The sequence below is a fragment of the Paenibacillus sp. BGI2013 genome (assembly GCF_002843485.1).
In the GTDB taxonomy this organism is placed as follows: Bacteria; Bacillota; Bacilli; order Paenibacillales; family Paenibacillaceae; genus Paenibacillus; species Paenibacillus amylolyticus.
This window is the reverse complement of record NZ_PJFA01000001.1, coordinates 66,898-81,903: the sequence shown is the minus strand read 5'-3', so window position 1 is coordinate 81,903 and position 15,006 is coordinate 66,898. Positions and strand designations below refer to the sequence as shown.

The 15,006-nt window shown below is 44.4% G+C and carries 14 protein-coding genes; 2 read left to right on the top strand and 12 right to left on the bottom strand.

What is annotated here, in order from left to right; genetic code table 11:
• Window positions 1–5: 5 nt before the first annotated feature.
• The 9 genes from CXK86_RS31935 to CXK86_RS00360 all read right to left on the bottom strand — a co-directional run bounded on the left by CXK86_RS31935 (window position 6) and on the right by CXK86_RS00360 (window position 8,850).
• On the bottom strand, window positions 6–395 hold the full coding sequence (locus tag CXK86_RS31935) for a hypothetical protein (protein WP_076252452.1): 390 nt from the start codon (window positions 393–395) through the stop codon (window positions 6–8).
• Window positions 396–611: 216 nt separating this feature from the next.
• The gene (locus CXK86_RS00395) at window positions 612–1,574 is read right to left on the bottom strand and encodes an ABC transporter permease (RefSeq protein ID WP_036610165.1); all 963 of its coding nucleotides are present in this window, start codon (window positions 1,572–1,574) and stop codon (window positions 612–614) included.
• Window positions 1,575–2,654, bottom strand: coding sequence for an ABC transporter permease (locus CXK86_RS00390; protein ID WP_076252454.1), 1,080 nt, complete (start codon window positions 2,652–2,654; stop codon window positions 1,575–1,577).
• Complete coding sequence (locus CXK86_RS00385; protein ID WP_036610171.1) at window positions 2,647–4,185, bottom strand: ABC transporter ATP-binding protein; 1,539 nt, start codon at window positions 4,183–4,185, stop codon at window positions 2,647–2,649. Before CXK86_RS00385 ends, CXK86_RS00390 begins: the two co-directional genes overlap by 8 nt.
• Before the next feature lie 299 nt (window positions 4,186–4,484).
• Window positions 4,485–5,525, bottom strand: coding sequence for a BMP family lipoprotein (locus CXK86_RS00380; RefSeq protein WP_076252456.1), 1,041 nt, complete (start codon window positions 5,523–5,525; stop codon window positions 4,485–4,487).
• 579 nt (window positions 5,526–6,104) lie between these two features.
• Window positions 6,105–6,464, bottom strand: coding sequence for a 50S ribosomal protein L20 (rplT, locus tag CXK86_RS00375; protein ID WP_017689664.1), 360 nt, complete (start codon window positions 6,462–6,464; stop codon window positions 6,105–6,107).
• Window positions 6,465–6,552: 88 nt separating this feature from the next.
• A complete protein-coding gene (rpmI, locus tag CXK86_RS00370) occupies window positions 6,553–6,756 on the bottom strand; it encodes a 50S ribosomal protein L35 (protein ID WP_017689665.1) in 204 nt (67 codons plus the stop codon).
• 24 nt (window positions 6,757–6,780) lie between these two features.
• Window positions 6,781–7,275: a translation initiation factor IF-3 gene (infC, locus tag CXK86_RS00365; RefSeq protein WP_017689666.1), complete on the bottom strand. Its 495-nt coding sequence runs from the start codon at window positions 7,273–7,275 to the stop codon at window positions 6,781–6,783.
• A 336-nt stretch (window positions 7,276–7,611) separates the two neighbouring features.
• Window positions 7,612–8,850, bottom strand: a complete 1,239-nt coding sequence (locus CXK86_RS00360; RefSeq protein WP_036610177.1) for a glycosyltransferase family 2 protein — start codon at window positions 8,848–8,850, stop codon at window positions 7,612–7,614.
• Window positions 8,851–9,561: 711 nt separating this feature from the next.
• Here CXK86_RS00360 and CXK86_RS00355 point away from each other — a divergent pair.
• Both CXK86_RS00355 and CXK86_RS00350 read left to right on the top strand, forming a co-directional pair.
• A complete protein-coding gene (locus tag CXK86_RS00355; RefSeq protein ID WP_017689668.1) occupies window positions 9,562–10,089 on the top strand; it encodes a phosphatase PAP2 family protein in 528 nt (175 codons plus the stop codon).
• A 50-nt stretch (window positions 10,090–10,139) separates the two neighbouring features.
• Window positions 10,140–11,291, top strand: a complete 1,152-nt coding sequence (locus CXK86_RS00350; protein ID WP_036669745.1) for a UDP-N-acetylglucosamine--LPS N-acetylglucosamine transferase — start codon at window positions 10,140–10,142, stop codon at window positions 11,289–11,291.
• 140 nt (window positions 11,292–11,431) lie between these two features.
• Here CXK86_RS00350 and CXK86_RS00345 read toward each other — a convergent pair whose 3' ends face one another.
• The 3 genes from CXK86_RS00345 to CXK86_RS00335 form a co-directional block, all read right to left on the bottom strand.
• Window positions 11,432–12,985 (bottom strand): ABC transporter substrate-binding protein, encoded by a 1,554-nt coding sequence (locus CXK86_RS00345; RefSeq protein WP_076252459.1) that lies wholly within the window; start codon window positions 12,983–12,985, stop codon window positions 11,432–11,434.
• A 100-nt stretch (window positions 12,986–13,085) separates the two neighbouring features.
• Window positions 13,086–13,949, bottom strand: a complete 864-nt coding sequence (locus CXK86_RS00340) for a carbohydrate ABC transporter permease (protein WP_370511436.1) — start codon at window positions 13,947–13,949, stop codon at window positions 13,086–13,088.
• A 96-nt stretch (window positions 13,950–14,045) separates the two neighbouring features.
• Window positions 14,046–14,951: an ABC transporter permease gene (locus CXK86_RS00335; RefSeq protein ID WP_017689672.1), complete on the bottom strand. Its 906-nt coding sequence runs from the start codon at window positions 14,949–14,951 to the stop codon at window positions 14,046–14,048.
• Window positions 14,952–15,006: the final 55 nt, after the last annotated feature.

The window sequence follows — 15,006 nt, the reverse complement described above, 5'->3', positions numbered from 1 at the left end:
ATGTCCTAGAAAAATCCTGGTGGGCGTGGACCTGGACCATAAGGGCCGAATCCAGGACCAGGTCCATATCCGCCACCAGATCCTCCAGGTCCATATCCCGGTCCGTAGCCTGGACCATATCCAGGGCCTGGTTTTGGTCCAGGTCCATATCCGGGACCGAAGCCGGGACCACCTCCATAAGCATAAGGCAGTGTGGCAATAGCGAGCAGATCAAACAATACCAGTGGCAGAATCGCTTTTGTACGTACTTTTTTGCCATTCAAACGCTTGAGTACCAGTTTGTTGCCCGATACTTTCAACAGCTTTCCCGTAACCCGAGTGCCGTCTTTTTTGATTGCAACAATATTTTTGCCTATTAATTTCATCGCTTCATCACGCGTAACTTGTTGTTTCATACTTTCCCCTCCTCCTCGGATCGTTCAAAACAGTGTATTCGTCCATCACTGAATTCGCCTGTTTCTTTGTCCCTACCTGAAAATATGGGTATCTGCACGAGAACCAAGTTAAACGTGAAAAAGTGGCTTGGTGACGCTCAAAAAAACAAAAAAGGCCCGCACAAGGCGGACCCTTTATCAAAACTCTGAATAGCTAAACTGATATAGAAAAGGTTGTTACCTTTTCCCCGGATCATATGCTTCACCGAGTGCAGACGGAGCCGAAGAACGTCCAACCGCTGCAACGAGAACGATGATGGTAAGCAGGTAAGGCAACATGAAAATAATTTCCTGGGGAATACTTTGTGACCATTCAAACAACTGTACATAGTTTCGGATCGCTTGTGAGAATCCAAAGAAGACAGCCGCACCAAAGGCACCAATCGGATTCCACTTACCAAAAATCATAGCTGCAATGGCAATATAACCTTGGCCGGAAACCGTATTGTGTGAGAATGTACCCGTAGTCGTCAACGTAATCGCAGCTCCACCAATAGCCGCAAGCGCACCACTGATCATAACGCCAATATAGCGATAACGAAGCACTTTAACACCAACCGTATCAGCCGCACTTGGATGTTCACCTACAGAACGAAGGCGCAGACCAAATGGCGTTTTGAACATGATGTAATACGTCAGGAATACGAACAGAATGGCCAGATATGTTGTTGGATATACGTTCTTGAAGAAGGCTTCTCCAAGCAAAGGAATGTCTTTCAACAATGGCACATCAAACTTGCTGAAGCCTTGAACCAACGGTGAATCACCAGAACCTTCAAACAACAGTTTAACCAAGTACAACGTACTTCCTGCTGCCAAAAAGTTAATGACGATACCACTGATAATCTGGTCTGCCTTAAATGTGATAGACGCAACGGCATGAATCAGAGATACCATTACGCCCAATACAATCGCGAGCAAAACCCCCATCCAGGCCGATGTCGTTCCGCCCATGCCCGCTTCTTGAGCATAATGCGCCCCGATTCCAGCTGCAAAGGCACCAAAGACCATAAAACCTTCAAGTCCAAGGTTGGTTACACCTGATTTTTCCGAAAAAATTCCGCCGAGTGATGCAAAAATCAATGCCGTAGCAAAGACAAGCGTCGTATTGATAATTTGCCCAATTGTCAACAAGTCCATCTACAACACCTTCTCTTTCTTACGCTTCGAATAGAACGGTTTAAGTATCCAGCGCACGATGCCTTGTGCCGCAATGAAGAAGATAATCGAACCGATCACAATCCGAATAATCTCAGGCGGAACATCCGCAGCAAAACTCATACCTGCAGATCCGTACGTGAGGGTACCAAACAACACTGCCCCCAATAACACCCCAAACGGATGATTCAAACCAATCAGGGCAACTGCAATTCCGTCAAAGCCTGTTCCCGGTGAACCCGACATTACGGTTTGGTATTGGAACACACCAAGAACCTGGAATGCACCACCAAGACCGGCTAGCATACCACTGATAAACATCGCTTTTACGATATTCCGGTTAACATGCATACCTGCATATTCAGCGGCATTAGGGTTGTAACCTACCGCGCGGATTTCATAACCTTGTTTTGTTTTCCACATATAGATATAAAAGAGCACAGCCATCACAAGGGCAATCAACGTCCCCATGTGTACACGGGAATTGCCCATCAGCTCAGAGAGCCATGTCAAACTAATCGAAGCCGATTCGCTGATATCCACGGAACGATTCTCGCCCTTCAACAGCAAGAATTGGCGAACGATAAGGTTGGCGAGATATAGACCAATCCAGTTCAACATGATACTACTGATAACTTCATTGACCCCACGCGCTGCTTTCAGATAACCAGCAATCGCGGCCCACAGACCACCAAACAATGCACCGGCAATCAAAGCCAGTGGCGCATGAAGGTAGATCGGCAAACCTGCAAACTTAACACCAACAAATGTTGCAGCGGTCATACCAACGAGAAATTGACCTTCTCCACCAATGTTAAACAACCCTGCACGTGATGCAAATGCAAATGCGAGTCCAGTCATGATCAGTGGCGTCATTTCCCGTACTGCTTCACCAAAGTTGTACATGTCGCCAAATACCTTGGTGAACAATGCACCATAGGCTTCAATTGGATTGTAACCACCAATCAGCATGACAACTCCACCGAGAATAAGACCCATAATAATAGCTACTACAGGCAAAATAAATGAATCTCGGGTAAACCATCTCAATACGTTATTCATGCGCAGTACCTCTCTTTTGGGTGCTGCCCGCCATCATCAAGCCGAGCTCCCTGTCATTGGTTTCTTCCGGCAGCACCTCGCCAACGATCTGTCCTTCATAAATAACTGCAATTCGGTCAGATACATTGATAATCTCATCAAGCTCAAATGAAATCAGCAGAACAGCCTTCCCTTGGTCGCGCTGTGCAATCAGTTGCTTTTGCACGAACTCAATAGCCCCTACATCCAAACCACGTGTTGGTTGCGCAGCGATAAGCAGTTCAGGGTTTTTATCTACCTCACGGGCGATAATGGCCTTTTGCTGGTTTCCTCCGGACAAGGACCGAGCTTTGGTCTCGATGCTTGGTGTACGCACGTCAAATGCCTCAACAAGCCGCTTCGCCTGCTGTTTGATGGCATCGAAGTTAAGGAACCCTTTACGGGTGTATGGTGCTTTATAATACGATTCCAGAACGATATTTTCGCTCACTGAAAAATCAAGTACAAGTCCGTGTTTATGGCGATCTTCCGGAATGTGGGCTACACCCGACTCCGAGATATGGCGCGGAGAATGATTGGACAGCTCCTTGCCTTCCAAAAGAATCGAACCGCTCTCTACTTTACGAAGTCCGGTAAGAGCTTCAATCAGTTCACTTTGCCCGTTACCATCCACGCCTGCGATTCCGACAATCTCTCCTGCACGTACGTTTAGGTTAAGTTGGTTCAGAACCGAAATACCTTCTTTATTCTTGGCCGTTAATTTACTGACTTCGAGCACATTGGCTCCAGGTGTAGCCGGTTTTTTGTCCACTTTGAATGTGACATTCCGCCCCACCATTTTCTCTGCCAGCTCATTCGGATTTGTTTCCGAAGTTTTGACCGAATCAATCACTTTACCCCGACGAATAATCGTTACCGTATCGGAGATTTCCATGATTTCTTTCAGTTTGTGCGTGATCAAAATAATGGACTTTCCTTCAGCTACAAGCTTCTTCATGATGATCATCAGTTCTTTGATCTCTTGAGGAGTCAATACGGCTGTAGGCTCGTCAAATATCAGAATGTCTGCACCGCGATACAACGTTTTAACAATCTCTACACGTTGCTGCATTCCGACAGAAATATCATGAATTTTGGCATGAGGATTCACCTTCAGTCCATACTGTTCGGAAAGACGCTGAACTTCAGCGGCTGCTTTTTTATAGTTAATATTGAGACCCTTCGTTGGTTCAGATCCCAAAATAATGTTCTCTGTTACCGTGAACGGCTGTACAAGTTTAAAATGCTGATGCACCATGCCTATGCCAAGATCGATCGCTCGGTTAGGGCTGTCGATGATGACAGGCTTGCCATTCACTTCAATGGAACCTTCATCTGGCTGATAGAGACCAAATACAATATTCATCAACGTTGACTTACCAGCGCCGTTTTCGCCCAGTAGCGCATGGATCTCGCCCTTACGAAGCTGAAGGCTGATGGCGTCGTTGGCAACAATGCCTGGGAAACGCTTCGTAATTTGTTTTAACTCAACGACGGGGGTTGCTGCACCCATGTAATCACCCTTATAACTGATATAGTGTGGTTCCGCAAACGTAAAAAAAAACGTCTATCGACGTACTTTCAAAGAAGACAGACCGCGCTTAGCTGAAGTTTTTCTTGCGATAATCGAATGGTTCAGCTCATTAAGAACAACTCAATTCCATTATCTTAAGAAAAGCTCCTACCGGAGCGTTGGTGCACAGTGACCTTGTACAATTGTTATGATGACTTGATCAAATGTTCCTGTTCTTGCAATCATAAGGCCGGTCAAGACCGGCCCCAATGATTATTCATTTGCGACTTAGATCAAAATTACTCTGTAGGAACTTTGATTTCGCCGCTGATGATTTTTTCTTTGTACTCTTCTACTTTTGCAAGTGTATCAGCAGATACATTGGCAGTAGAGGTATCAGCAATACCTACGCCGTTTTCTTTCAAAGTCAGGTTCTCGGAACCACCAGCGAATGTACCATCAACTACTTCTTTGTTAACGCGCTTAACTGCTTCGTCAACTTTTTTGATCATGGAAGTCAAAGTGATCTCATCACCAAACTCAAGAGATTGATCTTTGTCTACACCGATAACCCATACATCTTGACCTTGTTTCTTACGAGCACTTGCTTCGTTAAACACACCGTTACCTGTTGCGCCAGAAGCGTGGAAAATAATATCTACGCCTTCATTGTAAAGTGTTGCTGCTGCTGCTTTACCCAAGTCAGGTTTATCAAATGCACCTGTGTAGTTAGAAATGAATTGAGCATCAGGGTTAACTGCTTTAACGCCTTCTCTGAATCCTACTTCAAACTTTTTGATCAGTGGGCTTTCCATACCGCCTACAAAACCAATTTTGTTGGATTTTGTTGTCAGACCAGCCACAACACCAACCAGGTAAGATCCTTCTTCTTCAGCAAATGTTACGGATTTAACGTTAGGAGCATCAACAACACTGTCGATGATCGCGAGTTTAGCATCAGGGTTTTGCTCAGCTACAGTTTTGATTGCATCAGCCAATTGGAAACCGATACCCCAAGTCAGATCATATCCGCCTTTAACGAATTCGTTCAGGTTAGGAATGTACTCTTCATCGGATTTACTTTGCAGGTATTTAACAGCAGTACCTGTTTCTGTTTCAGTCGCTTGCAGAGCTTCCCAAGCGGATTGGTTAAAGGATTTGTCATTAACTCCACCTACGTCAGTAACCATACCGATTTTGAGGTCGGATTTCGCTTCAGTGGATGTGCCACCTGTATCTCCTCCGGCATTTGTTTCTTCTTTCGGTTTGCTACCGCAACCTGCGAGCATAACCGATACCGCCAGCAACATTACCAAAGACAAGCTGAGCATCTTTTTCATTTCTCTTTTTCCCCCTTAATGATATATCCCTCATTCCAATCCAGCCTACAATTGAACGGTTAACAGATAGCAGGAATGACTTTTATGCAGAATGTATGGTTTCTTCGACATTAAAAGCGCATTCTCACCCTTGAAGCATCCTATCATCTGTCGAAAAACCGAACATTATGACATGGAGAGAAAAATCTAGGACTAGCCTACTAGAGGTGATTATACAATCAACCAGTGTTAAAATCCAGATGTTTCATCACCAAAAATCACATATTTTTGTTCTTTTTTTATTGAAAACGCTTAATAATTTAGCGATTTAACACACTAACGTTACAACGATGTGATGTTATATAACAAAAACATATCGTGAACTTTAGTGATGAGAGGGATTTACCTGTTTTTATTTGTATTATTTCACCGTTCGTATTTTATGTATTCCAATGGACCGTTATTCACCAGTTATCTGGTTTCATTGTTCCCTTCCAGACTACAGCCTATTCGCTCTACTCATTCAGAGATTCATCTTCTAATTTCTTCCAAGCCGTAAAAAAAGCCGCCATATAGGTACGGCGGCTTGTATCATACAATTTAAGCGTTGATTTTGCCTTTAGCTACAGTAGCCAAAGAGTTGAACGCATTGATGTCGTTAACGGCCAGATCAGCCAACATTTTGCGGTTCATGTCTACTCCAGCAAGTTTCAAACCATGGATCAGTTTGTTGTAAGACAAACCATTCATACGTGCTGCAGCATTGATACGAACGATCCACAGTCTGCGGAAGTTACGTTTCGTGTTGCGACGGTCACGGTATGCGTATACCAGGGATTTCATTACTTGCTCGTTAGCTGTTTTAAAAATACGGTGTTTGGAACCGAAATAACCTCTTGCCAGTTTCAAAACCTTTTTATGACGACGACGTACTACAAAACCGCCTTTTACTCTTGCCATATTAAAGAACCTCCCAAATAAATATAAATGTATCCGTGGTATGTGTACGGCCGTAGCCGATCCCCCATACGGAATGTACTAATTAAAATTAGCCTTTCAAGTTAGCCAAGCCTTGTTTCAAACGTCTAACATCCCCGGCAGCCATAACTGGGTTACCGTTCAGAACGCGCTTAGCACGTTTGGATTTGTGGGAAAGCAAGTGGTTTTTGTGAGCTTTGTAACGAAGGACCTTACCGGAACCGGTAATTTTGAAGCGTCCTTTCAAACTGCTGTGTGTTTTCATTTTAGGCATTTTGTGTTTCCTCCTCCAATGTTATCAGGCTTTAGGAGCCAAAATCATGATCATACTGCGGCCTTCCAATTTCGGTTGACGTTCAACAGTACAAAGTTCTGCAACTTCTACCTTAACGCGCTCCAAAATCCGTTGACCAATCGCGGCATGTGCAATTTCACGTCCGCGATAACGAACAGAACATTTCACTTTGTCGCCTTCGTTCAAAAACTTAACTACATTACGAAGCTTCGTTTGATAATCGTGCTCCTCAATATTGGAACGGAACCATACTTCTTTAATATCAACAATTTTCTGGTTCTTACGGGCTTCTTTATCTTTCTTTTGTTGCTCATAGCGGAATTTGCCATAGTCCATAATACGACACACCGGCGGTTTAGCCTGTGGTGCCACATTGACCAGATCCAAATTCAGGTCAATCGCCATTTGCAGTGCTTCGCGAATGGGCGTAATCCCAATTTGTTCTCCTTCAGCTCCGACAAGGCGTACTTCCTTCGCCCGAATCTCATCATTAATCATGTGATCTTTACTAATAATCGTCCACCTCCAGGTCATTTTGAATATCCAGTTACACAAAAATAAAAGGGATGCCGGTCAAGCTACCGACATCCCTGTAATCAACACAATTCTTCATGAGTATACACTTCATAAATTATTGGGATCGTTGACCAGCCAACATGTTTGTTGATCAGGTGAGAAGTCGGACTTCTGCTTGTGATTCCATTACTATTCGTTTTAAGGCACTTGAATACTATATCACCCATGAAACACATTGTCAACATTTTTCACAACTTTTTTTTCGCAAATTATACATTTGTTATATCAGATGTCAACAAAGTATCGCACGCATGTTCCTTACCCTTGCTTGCTCTGTACCTCATCCAACCGTACAACACGTGTATGTTGAGTGTGGCTCCACTGTTTGTTGTTCTGCGTAAAGAAAGCGTAGAACGTAATCGGGTACCAAGACAGCAGGTAGATCGGGAACAAAATCAGATATAGATAAACTTTGGCAAAGGTAACCTTCTCCAGCGCCATGGACAACAGGAACGTCAGAATGTTCAAACCAATAGCCACGAACCCAACCCATAACGGGAAGTATCCATAAATATTAGCAATGTGCGGACCACTGAATATAGCCATGTCTACCCACATCACAGCCGTCATCAGGAACGTAAGCAACACCACATAGACATTGGCTCCGTAGATAGCAAGGTCAAATTTCACCAGGCTTCTTTCCTTAATGGACTGCCATAACAGCGGGAAGAAGTATCTACGTGCAACTGTAAAGTGACCTTGCATCCAGCGCAGACGTTGTCTCGCTGAAGCTTTAAATGTTAATGGCTTCTCATCAAATACTTTGGCGTCATAGTTGAAAACAGGATACACATTACGTTGCACACTGCGCATCGTAAACTCCAGATCCTCAACCAGACTTGTTGCACCCCAACCAATTTCCTTCAACAGGTTGGTCTCAAAGCACATTCCGGTTCCTCCGAGGAAATTCGCCATATTCAAGTTATGACGAGACAACTGCCACAGACGGTTGATGTACCAGTAAGATACACCGTAAGCTGCTGTAATCCAGGAATCCTCCGGATTTTTCGTATCAATGTATCCTTGGATAACACGCGAACCATTGTTCAAGTCATCATTCATCTCAAGCAAGAAGTTACGGTCAACCAGGTTATCCGCGTCAAACATAACAACTGCGTCATACTGACGTGGCAATTTCCACAGGTACTTAAGCATCCATTCGATGGCGTACCCTTTACCTCTTAAATCGGCATTGGTACGTACACAGGCGTTTAATCCATGCTCTCTGACAATTTGAGCCGTTCCATCCGTACAGTTGTCACAGATGACAAACACATCGTACAGATCTTCCGGATAATCAAGTTGTTTCAAGTTCTCCATCAAGGCACCAATGACTTGTTCCTCATTGTGTGCTGCGACGAGTACAGCGAATGATTTTGTCGCCGGATAATGTTTCTTTTTCTTTTTCTTAATCAGACCGAACAGCGAAAACGTGAATTGGTACACGGCTAGCAGTGCCAGAATGACCTGCATCGTGACGAATATAGCGTCCAACATCGTTCTCTGTTACCCCCTTTTTTTCAAAACCCAGTTTACTCAAGCATTTCTCTTCCTGATTCTGCAATTTATTTTTTTTTGATCTGCAGAATATGACCCTGTTCTTTTGTGTACTACGTGAATATATCAGGCAATGTTTCAAAGCTTGGTTGCTATCAGTTGGCTGCTTTATCGATTCTGTATCCTTTTCAGTCATTTGTCAAAACCCCAATTCCACTTTTTGAAGCAGAAATGTGATCTTTAAACGCTGAATAGACACTTCGTGATACCACAACCTCGCATTCATGCCTGTTATATCTTATTTTCAGCCGTTTACTTGATTTTTATTTCTAAAGTCCCTGCTTTTTTCATCAGCATGTTATTCTTCGTCAGAGGCTCTATAACAAATAACGCAAACAGACCTCAAAAAGTTTGAAACAGAACTCACATTTTTTTTACCTCATTTCAGCCATGTTGAATCATTGTATCTTTTTTGGCTGACCCAAGTCAAAAAGTTAAGATGGGTATATATCCACTCTTTAACATGAATTTCACTTTCTTTACATGGGTTCTTCTTGAAAAGGACAACATTTAAAAATATGATAAACATATACCTGAAATAACCTCAAGTTCATGAAAAACGGTTATATACTAATCAGGACGAAACCGGATGCAGAAAATCACCGGAAATAATGCCGCCATTACGGGCGGCCTGACTGGCAGGAGGCCAATATGAGCCGTTTATTCTTAAAGTTTCAAGATTATGATCGAAATGTTTTTATGTGGATCAACGGCCGACTTCATAATCGTTTTATGAATTTTTGGCTGTATTATTTCACCCATCTGGGTGGAGCAACTTCATCTATTGCAATATCGTTGTTAATCTGGCTGCTTGCTCCAGCTCCATGGAGCACAACAGGACTCCAGGCATGTATCGCCCTTGCGGTCAGCCACATCCCTGTAGCCATCGCGAAAAAATTGTATCCCCGCATTCGACCTTATCTGGCCTTGCCGGATACAATTACGTTCCGTAATCCCCTGACGGATCACTCGTTTCCTTCAGGGCACACAACTGCCATTTTTTCGGTCACAGTTCCCTTTATGACCACTGATCCAATCTTATTGCTAATATTGTTGCCTGTGGCCCTTATTGTCGGATTCTCTCGAATTTATCTGGGGTTACACTATCCTTCCGATGTTCTGGCGGGTGCCACAATAGGTACTTTAGTCGCACTTGCAACAGTTGCATTCTGGTCTTAAAGCCGATATGTTAGACTCAGAAAAACCTAGCAGGAACAGGTGAAGTAAGCGTGGAGAAAAAAAGAGTATTACTATTATCTGAAGGCTTTGGTACGGGTCATACTCAAGCCGCCTATGCACTGTCCAGCAATTTGCGAAAGCTCTCGCCAGACGTGCAGACAAAAGTGCTTGAATTGGGAAGTTTCTTAAATCCAAAGGTTGCACCTCTGATTATAACAGCATACAAAAAAACGGTTACCAACCAACCCAAACTTTTCGGATACGTATACAGACACCAATATAAAAAATCATTGAACAGGCTGACCACACTGGCGTTGCATAAACTGTTCTATACACACACACGCAGCGTTGTGCGCCAGTTACGTCCCGATGCGATTGTCTGTACACATCCGATTCCAAGTGCTGTCATATCCAGACTGAAACGTCTGGGTGTACAGGTTCCCCTATGCACAGTCATCACCGACTATGATGCACATGGGACGTGGATTAACCGTGAAGTAGACCTTTATCTGGTTTCTTCAGATGAGGTTAAGTCCAAACTAATGCTACGAGGCGTACCTGCAGACAACATTCGAGTCACGGGCATTCCGGTGCATCCAAATTTTTGGGAGCATCCCGGGCGAGAAGAGATCCGAAGCAGATTTAACCTCAAGAACATGCCTACTGTACTGGTGATGGGCGGCGGTTGGGGAATGCTCAGCGACAAGCTGGTCCATCCGCTGCTGACACGCTGGCATGAAGATATTCAGATCATTTTTTGTCTCGGTCGCAACGATAAAACACGGATCAGCATGGAACAGAACCCCATGTATCGCAAAGAAAACATTCACATTATGGGATACACCAACGAAGTGGACAAATTAATGGAAGTATCCGACCTTCTGATTACCAAACCTGGGGGAATGACATGCAGTGAAGGCTTGGCCAAAGGAATTCCCATGTTGTTCCACAATCCTATACCTGGTCAGGAAGAAGAAAACGTCCATTATTTTACGGCAAGAGGGTTGGGAGAACCCATAACTTCGCCCGACGTAGTGGTTAAATGGATGAACAAGCTGTTGCATCACTACCCGGATGTTGTACGTAAACGCAAACGTCATCTGGCGGAAATCGCCAAGGTTCATCCAATGCAGAGCGCTCAAAGTATTATCGATCTGCTGGAGGACGTTCGTCCTTCATCCGCAGAAGAGGCCCGTTTATGAATTTATCCCATTAGGATGTCGCTTCCCGTATTCTTCGTCCAATCATGCCTCTAACCAACGGCTTCAAACAAGCCTGCAACCACATTGAAAAGGTGCCTTCGAACCTGAAGGCACCTTTTCTTTATGAAGGAAAGTACAAACTATTGAGTGCCTGCTGACTTCAAATACTCCTGCCACTGCTTGGTGTATTCTGTCTGAATTTTTTCCAATCCTGCTTGTTTAGCCTTCTCCATAAATGTGTTCAATCCAGCCTCTACGTCTGCCACCAAACCTACATTAAGCGGATACAGATATTGTTTTTCCACTTGTTCCAATGCAGCCTTCTCGGCTTGGTACGGTGTCCAGTCTTCAGCAAATCCGGTATAAATATCCGGCTTCTTGATTTTGTCGAGATCTTCAAACATGGTCAGCACGTCATCAAAGGTTTTGTCATAGAGCATGAATTCCGGATTACGCCAAGCCCAGCCATTCATGCCTTCACGCGGGAAGCCGTTGGTTTGTGCATCTCCGACCATTTTGTAGTATCCATTATCTACCTCGAAGTTTTTGCCTTCAACGCCGTATTCAGTCAACCAATTATATCGTTTGTCTGTCACCAGTTTCTCATAAAATGCCAATGCTTTTTCCGGGTTTTTACTGCTACGCGGAATCGCAAAACCATTGTGGATCGGGTGAACCGGTTGTGCAAACCCTTTCGCATTCGGGTACGGGAAATAAGCCAGTTTCCAATCTGGATGAGTAGACTGCACCTTGATAACATCTGCATTAAATTTGTTCGGGTTCTCCCCGGACAGAACAACAGCCGCTTTTCCATTTTGCAGCAATGAGTTGGAAGTATCCTTTACATTCAGTACGTTTTTCGGGAAAAAGCCTTTATCCATCCAGCGTTTGTATGTTTTCAGGTCTTCCAGATGTTGCGCCGATCCCCAGTAGGACGTCACGGTTGTTGGTGTTTCATACATAATATCCAGTCCATATGGAAGTTGACCTGCTGTATTAACCAGCTTGGATGTCAATTGACGAATACCATGGGTATGGTTGGCATTGCTATCCGCAATCGGAATCATATTGGGTTCGTTGGCTTTGATGCCCTCCAGATACGCTTCTAGCGTCTCCAAGGATTCCGGTTTTGGAAGATTGTACTTCTCGCGCAAGTCCTCACGGTACGCAATTCCCTCGGTTACATACTCAATCCAAGTTGATGGAACAGTATAGATTTTGTCATTGATTTTGACAGCATTCCACATGTCATCAGGTACATGAGCTTTCAGCGCCGGCGCTGCCGTAGGCAGCATTTCATCCAGTGGCAGGAACGCGCCCTTCTTGGCATAGGACTGGTAGAATGTCCAATCCGCTGTGAAGATCAGATCGATCGGCTGTCCGGAAGACAGCAGCAGTTTATATTTTTGATCCCAGTCGGTCCATGAGGTGTAGTTGAATTTCACATTGACGTTCAGATCAGCCTCCGCCAGCTTATTGATCTCGGATTCAATAACAGGTAGATCTTTCGGAGCATCCCCAAGCATGTAAAATTGGAGCGTGACTTTCTCGCCTTTGTTCCCGGATGTTCCTCCCTGCTCGCTTCCTTGCGTCGATCCCCCCGAATCGTTATTACATGCGGCAAGTACCCCGGCGAACAACATCAGGGCAAGTACCAGAGACAGGTGCCGAATTGTTTTGTTACGCATACGCATCCTCCCTTTTTGTGGTGAACCTTTATATGTTAGCGCAGACTCGCCATGTTTCAGACCTGAAATGATATCAGTGGCCTGACGCCCACAGCGCGTTCACGTTCTAACCTTTCACTGCACCAATGGTGAGTCCTTTAACAAAATAACGTTGTACAAACGGATACAGGAACAAAATCGGTCCCGTTACAACGATAGCCATTGCCATCTTGGTTGATTCGGTAGGCACATCCTGACTGAGTGTGATCCCTGTGCCAATCGCCATCTGGTCAATGAATGTAATCGTGTTCATCGTGTTGTAGAGATAAAATTGAAGTTGGTACATATCCGGGTTGTTAATGAAGAGGGATGAGGTAAACCAGTCATTCCAGTAACCCAGTGCCAAAAACAGCCCTACGGTGGCGATACCAGGCATCGCCAGTTTCAACACAATGCTGAAATAGATGCGGAAGTCATTCGCTCCATCAATTTTGGCGGACTCAATCAATTCATCCGGCACTGCCGAGCGAATGAAGTTTTTCATCAGGATAATGAGGAATGGCGTCATCAACCCCGGGAAAATAAGTACGGTGTACGTATCTGTGAGATTGAAGTAGTTCGCCAGCATAATGTACCAAGGCACAAGTCCCCCACCAAACAGGGTTGTGAAGTAGATAAAAAACGAGAACGTGTTCCGATATTTAAAATCCTTACGCTGGAGCACAAATCCGGCCATCGTGATGAGGAACAGCCCTAGCGTAGTCCCCACCACCGTTGTAAAGACCGTTACTCCATAAGCCTTGAGTACCTGAGTCGGGAATTTGAACACCATTTTGTAACCTTCCAGGGAAAAGTCCGTTGGAAAGAGGTGATAACCATCCCTCACAATGGACTCGTTGCTGCTGAATGAACCGGATAGAATCAGCAGGAACGGTAGCAAGCACATGATTGATAAAATGATGATGAAGCTGTAGGAAATCAGTTGAAACATGAAAGTGAATTCCGAATCTCTGAGACGAGTATTCGTACGAGTGTGAGTATTCATTGGCGTGTTCATGATCGTTCTCCCTCCTGCCCTGCGGGCGTTCTAGAACAAGGCGTAATCCTCATTTACTTTGCGGATAATATAGTTGACGGTCATGATCAAAATGAATCCAAACAAGGACTGATACAGACCAGCAGCCGTTGCCATCCCGATATCAAACGTTACTTTCAGTGAACGATACACATACGTATCAATAATATCTGTAGCGTTGTACAACACCCCGTTGTTGCCGATCAGTTGATAGAACAGGTCAAACTGCCCCTTCATAATGCTGCCGAGTGAGAACAACAACAGGATGACAAAGGTTGGCTTCAGCATCGGTACTGTAATGTACCAGATCCGCTGAAATATATTGGCCCCGTCGATTCGGGCAGCCTCATAATACTCATCACTGATACCCGTTATGGCGGCCAGATAGATGACCATGCTGTATCCAAGATTTTTCCACAGATAAAAGATGATGATCAGGAACACCCAGATCCAGGGTGTGTTATAAATGTCGACCGGGCCGGCCTCAAAACGTTTGAGCACCGTGTTCACAAAACCCGACTCGTAGTTGAACATGTTGTAAGCGATTACACTTAATAGTACAAATGAGATGAAATACGGCAAAAACATGACGGATTGCGTGATTTTTTTGAATAACCTGCCCCGGATTTCGCTAAGCATGATCGCACAGAAGATCGCCAGACCGTTTCCTAATATAATGAAGGCGAGATTGTAACCCACAGTGTTGGTTGTGAGCTTCAGCAGCATTCCGGATTGCCACAGGAACTTAAAGTTCTCCAGACCGACAAATGGACTACCAAATAATCCGCCTTCAAAATCATACCGGGTGAACGCATAATAGATGCCGACCATCGGAAAATACGAGTTAATCAGAAAAAAGATCAGCGTGGGCAACAGCATCAGAAACATGATTTTGTTTTTGTTCAATTCTTTGAGCATGGCTCGATCCCTCCCGAATTTCTTGCGGTGCTGCGTGGTGGAGCTCTCTTTTTAT

Excerpts from the sequence above, each read along its gene's own strand:
- CXK86_RS31935 (WP_076252452.1), bottom strand. The coding sequence starts at position 395 with ATGAAACAACAAGTTACGCGTGATGAAGCGATGAAATTAATAGGCAAA.
- CXK86_RS00395 (WP_036610165.1), bottom strand. The coding sequence starts at position 1,574 with ATGGACTTGTTGACAATTGGGCAAATTATCAATACGACGCTTGTCTTT.
- CXK86_RS00390 (WP_076252454.1), bottom strand. The coding sequence starts at position 2,654 with ATGAATAACGTATTGAGATGGTTTACCCGAGATTCATTTATTTTGCCT.
- CXK86_RS00385 (WP_036610171.1), bottom strand. The coding sequence starts at position 4,185 with ATGGGTGCAGCAACCCCCGTCGTTGAGTTAAAACAAATTACGAAGCGT.
- CXK86_RS00380 (WP_076252456.1), bottom strand. The coding sequence starts at position 5,525 with ATGAAAAAGATGCTCAGCTTGTCTTTGGTAATGTTGCTGGCGGTATCG.
- rplT (WP_017689664.1), bottom strand. The coding sequence starts at position 6,464 with ATGGCAAGAGTAAAAGGCGGTTTTGTAGTACGTCGTCGTCATAAAAAG.
- rpmI (WP_017689665.1), bottom strand. The coding sequence starts at position 6,756 with ATGCCTAAAATGAAAACACACAGCAGTTTGAAAGGACGCTTCAAAATT.
- infC (WP_017689666.1), bottom strand. The coding sequence starts at position 7,275 with ATGATTAATGATGAGATTCGGGCGAAGGAAGTACGCCTTGTCGGAGCT.
- CXK86_RS00360 (WP_036610177.1), bottom strand. The coding sequence starts at position 8,850 with ATGTTGGACGCTATATTCGTCACGATGCAGGTCATTCTGGCACTGCTA.
- CXK86_RS00355 (WP_017689668.1), top strand. The coding sequence starts at position 9,562 with ATGAGCCGTTTATTCTTAAAGTTTCAAGATTATGATCGAAATGTTTTT.
- CXK86_RS00345 (WP_076252459.1), bottom strand. The coding sequence starts at position 12,985 with ATGCGTATGCGTAACAAAACAATTCGGCACCTGTCTCTGGTACTTGCC.
- CXK86_RS00340 (WP_370511436.1), bottom strand. The coding sequence starts at position 13,949 with ATGTTTCAACTGATTTCCTACAGCTTCATCATCATTTTATCAATCATG.
- CXK86_RS00335 (WP_017689672.1), bottom strand. The coding sequence starts at position 14,951 with ATGCTCAAAGAATTGAACAAAAACAAAATCATGTTTCTGATGCTGTTG.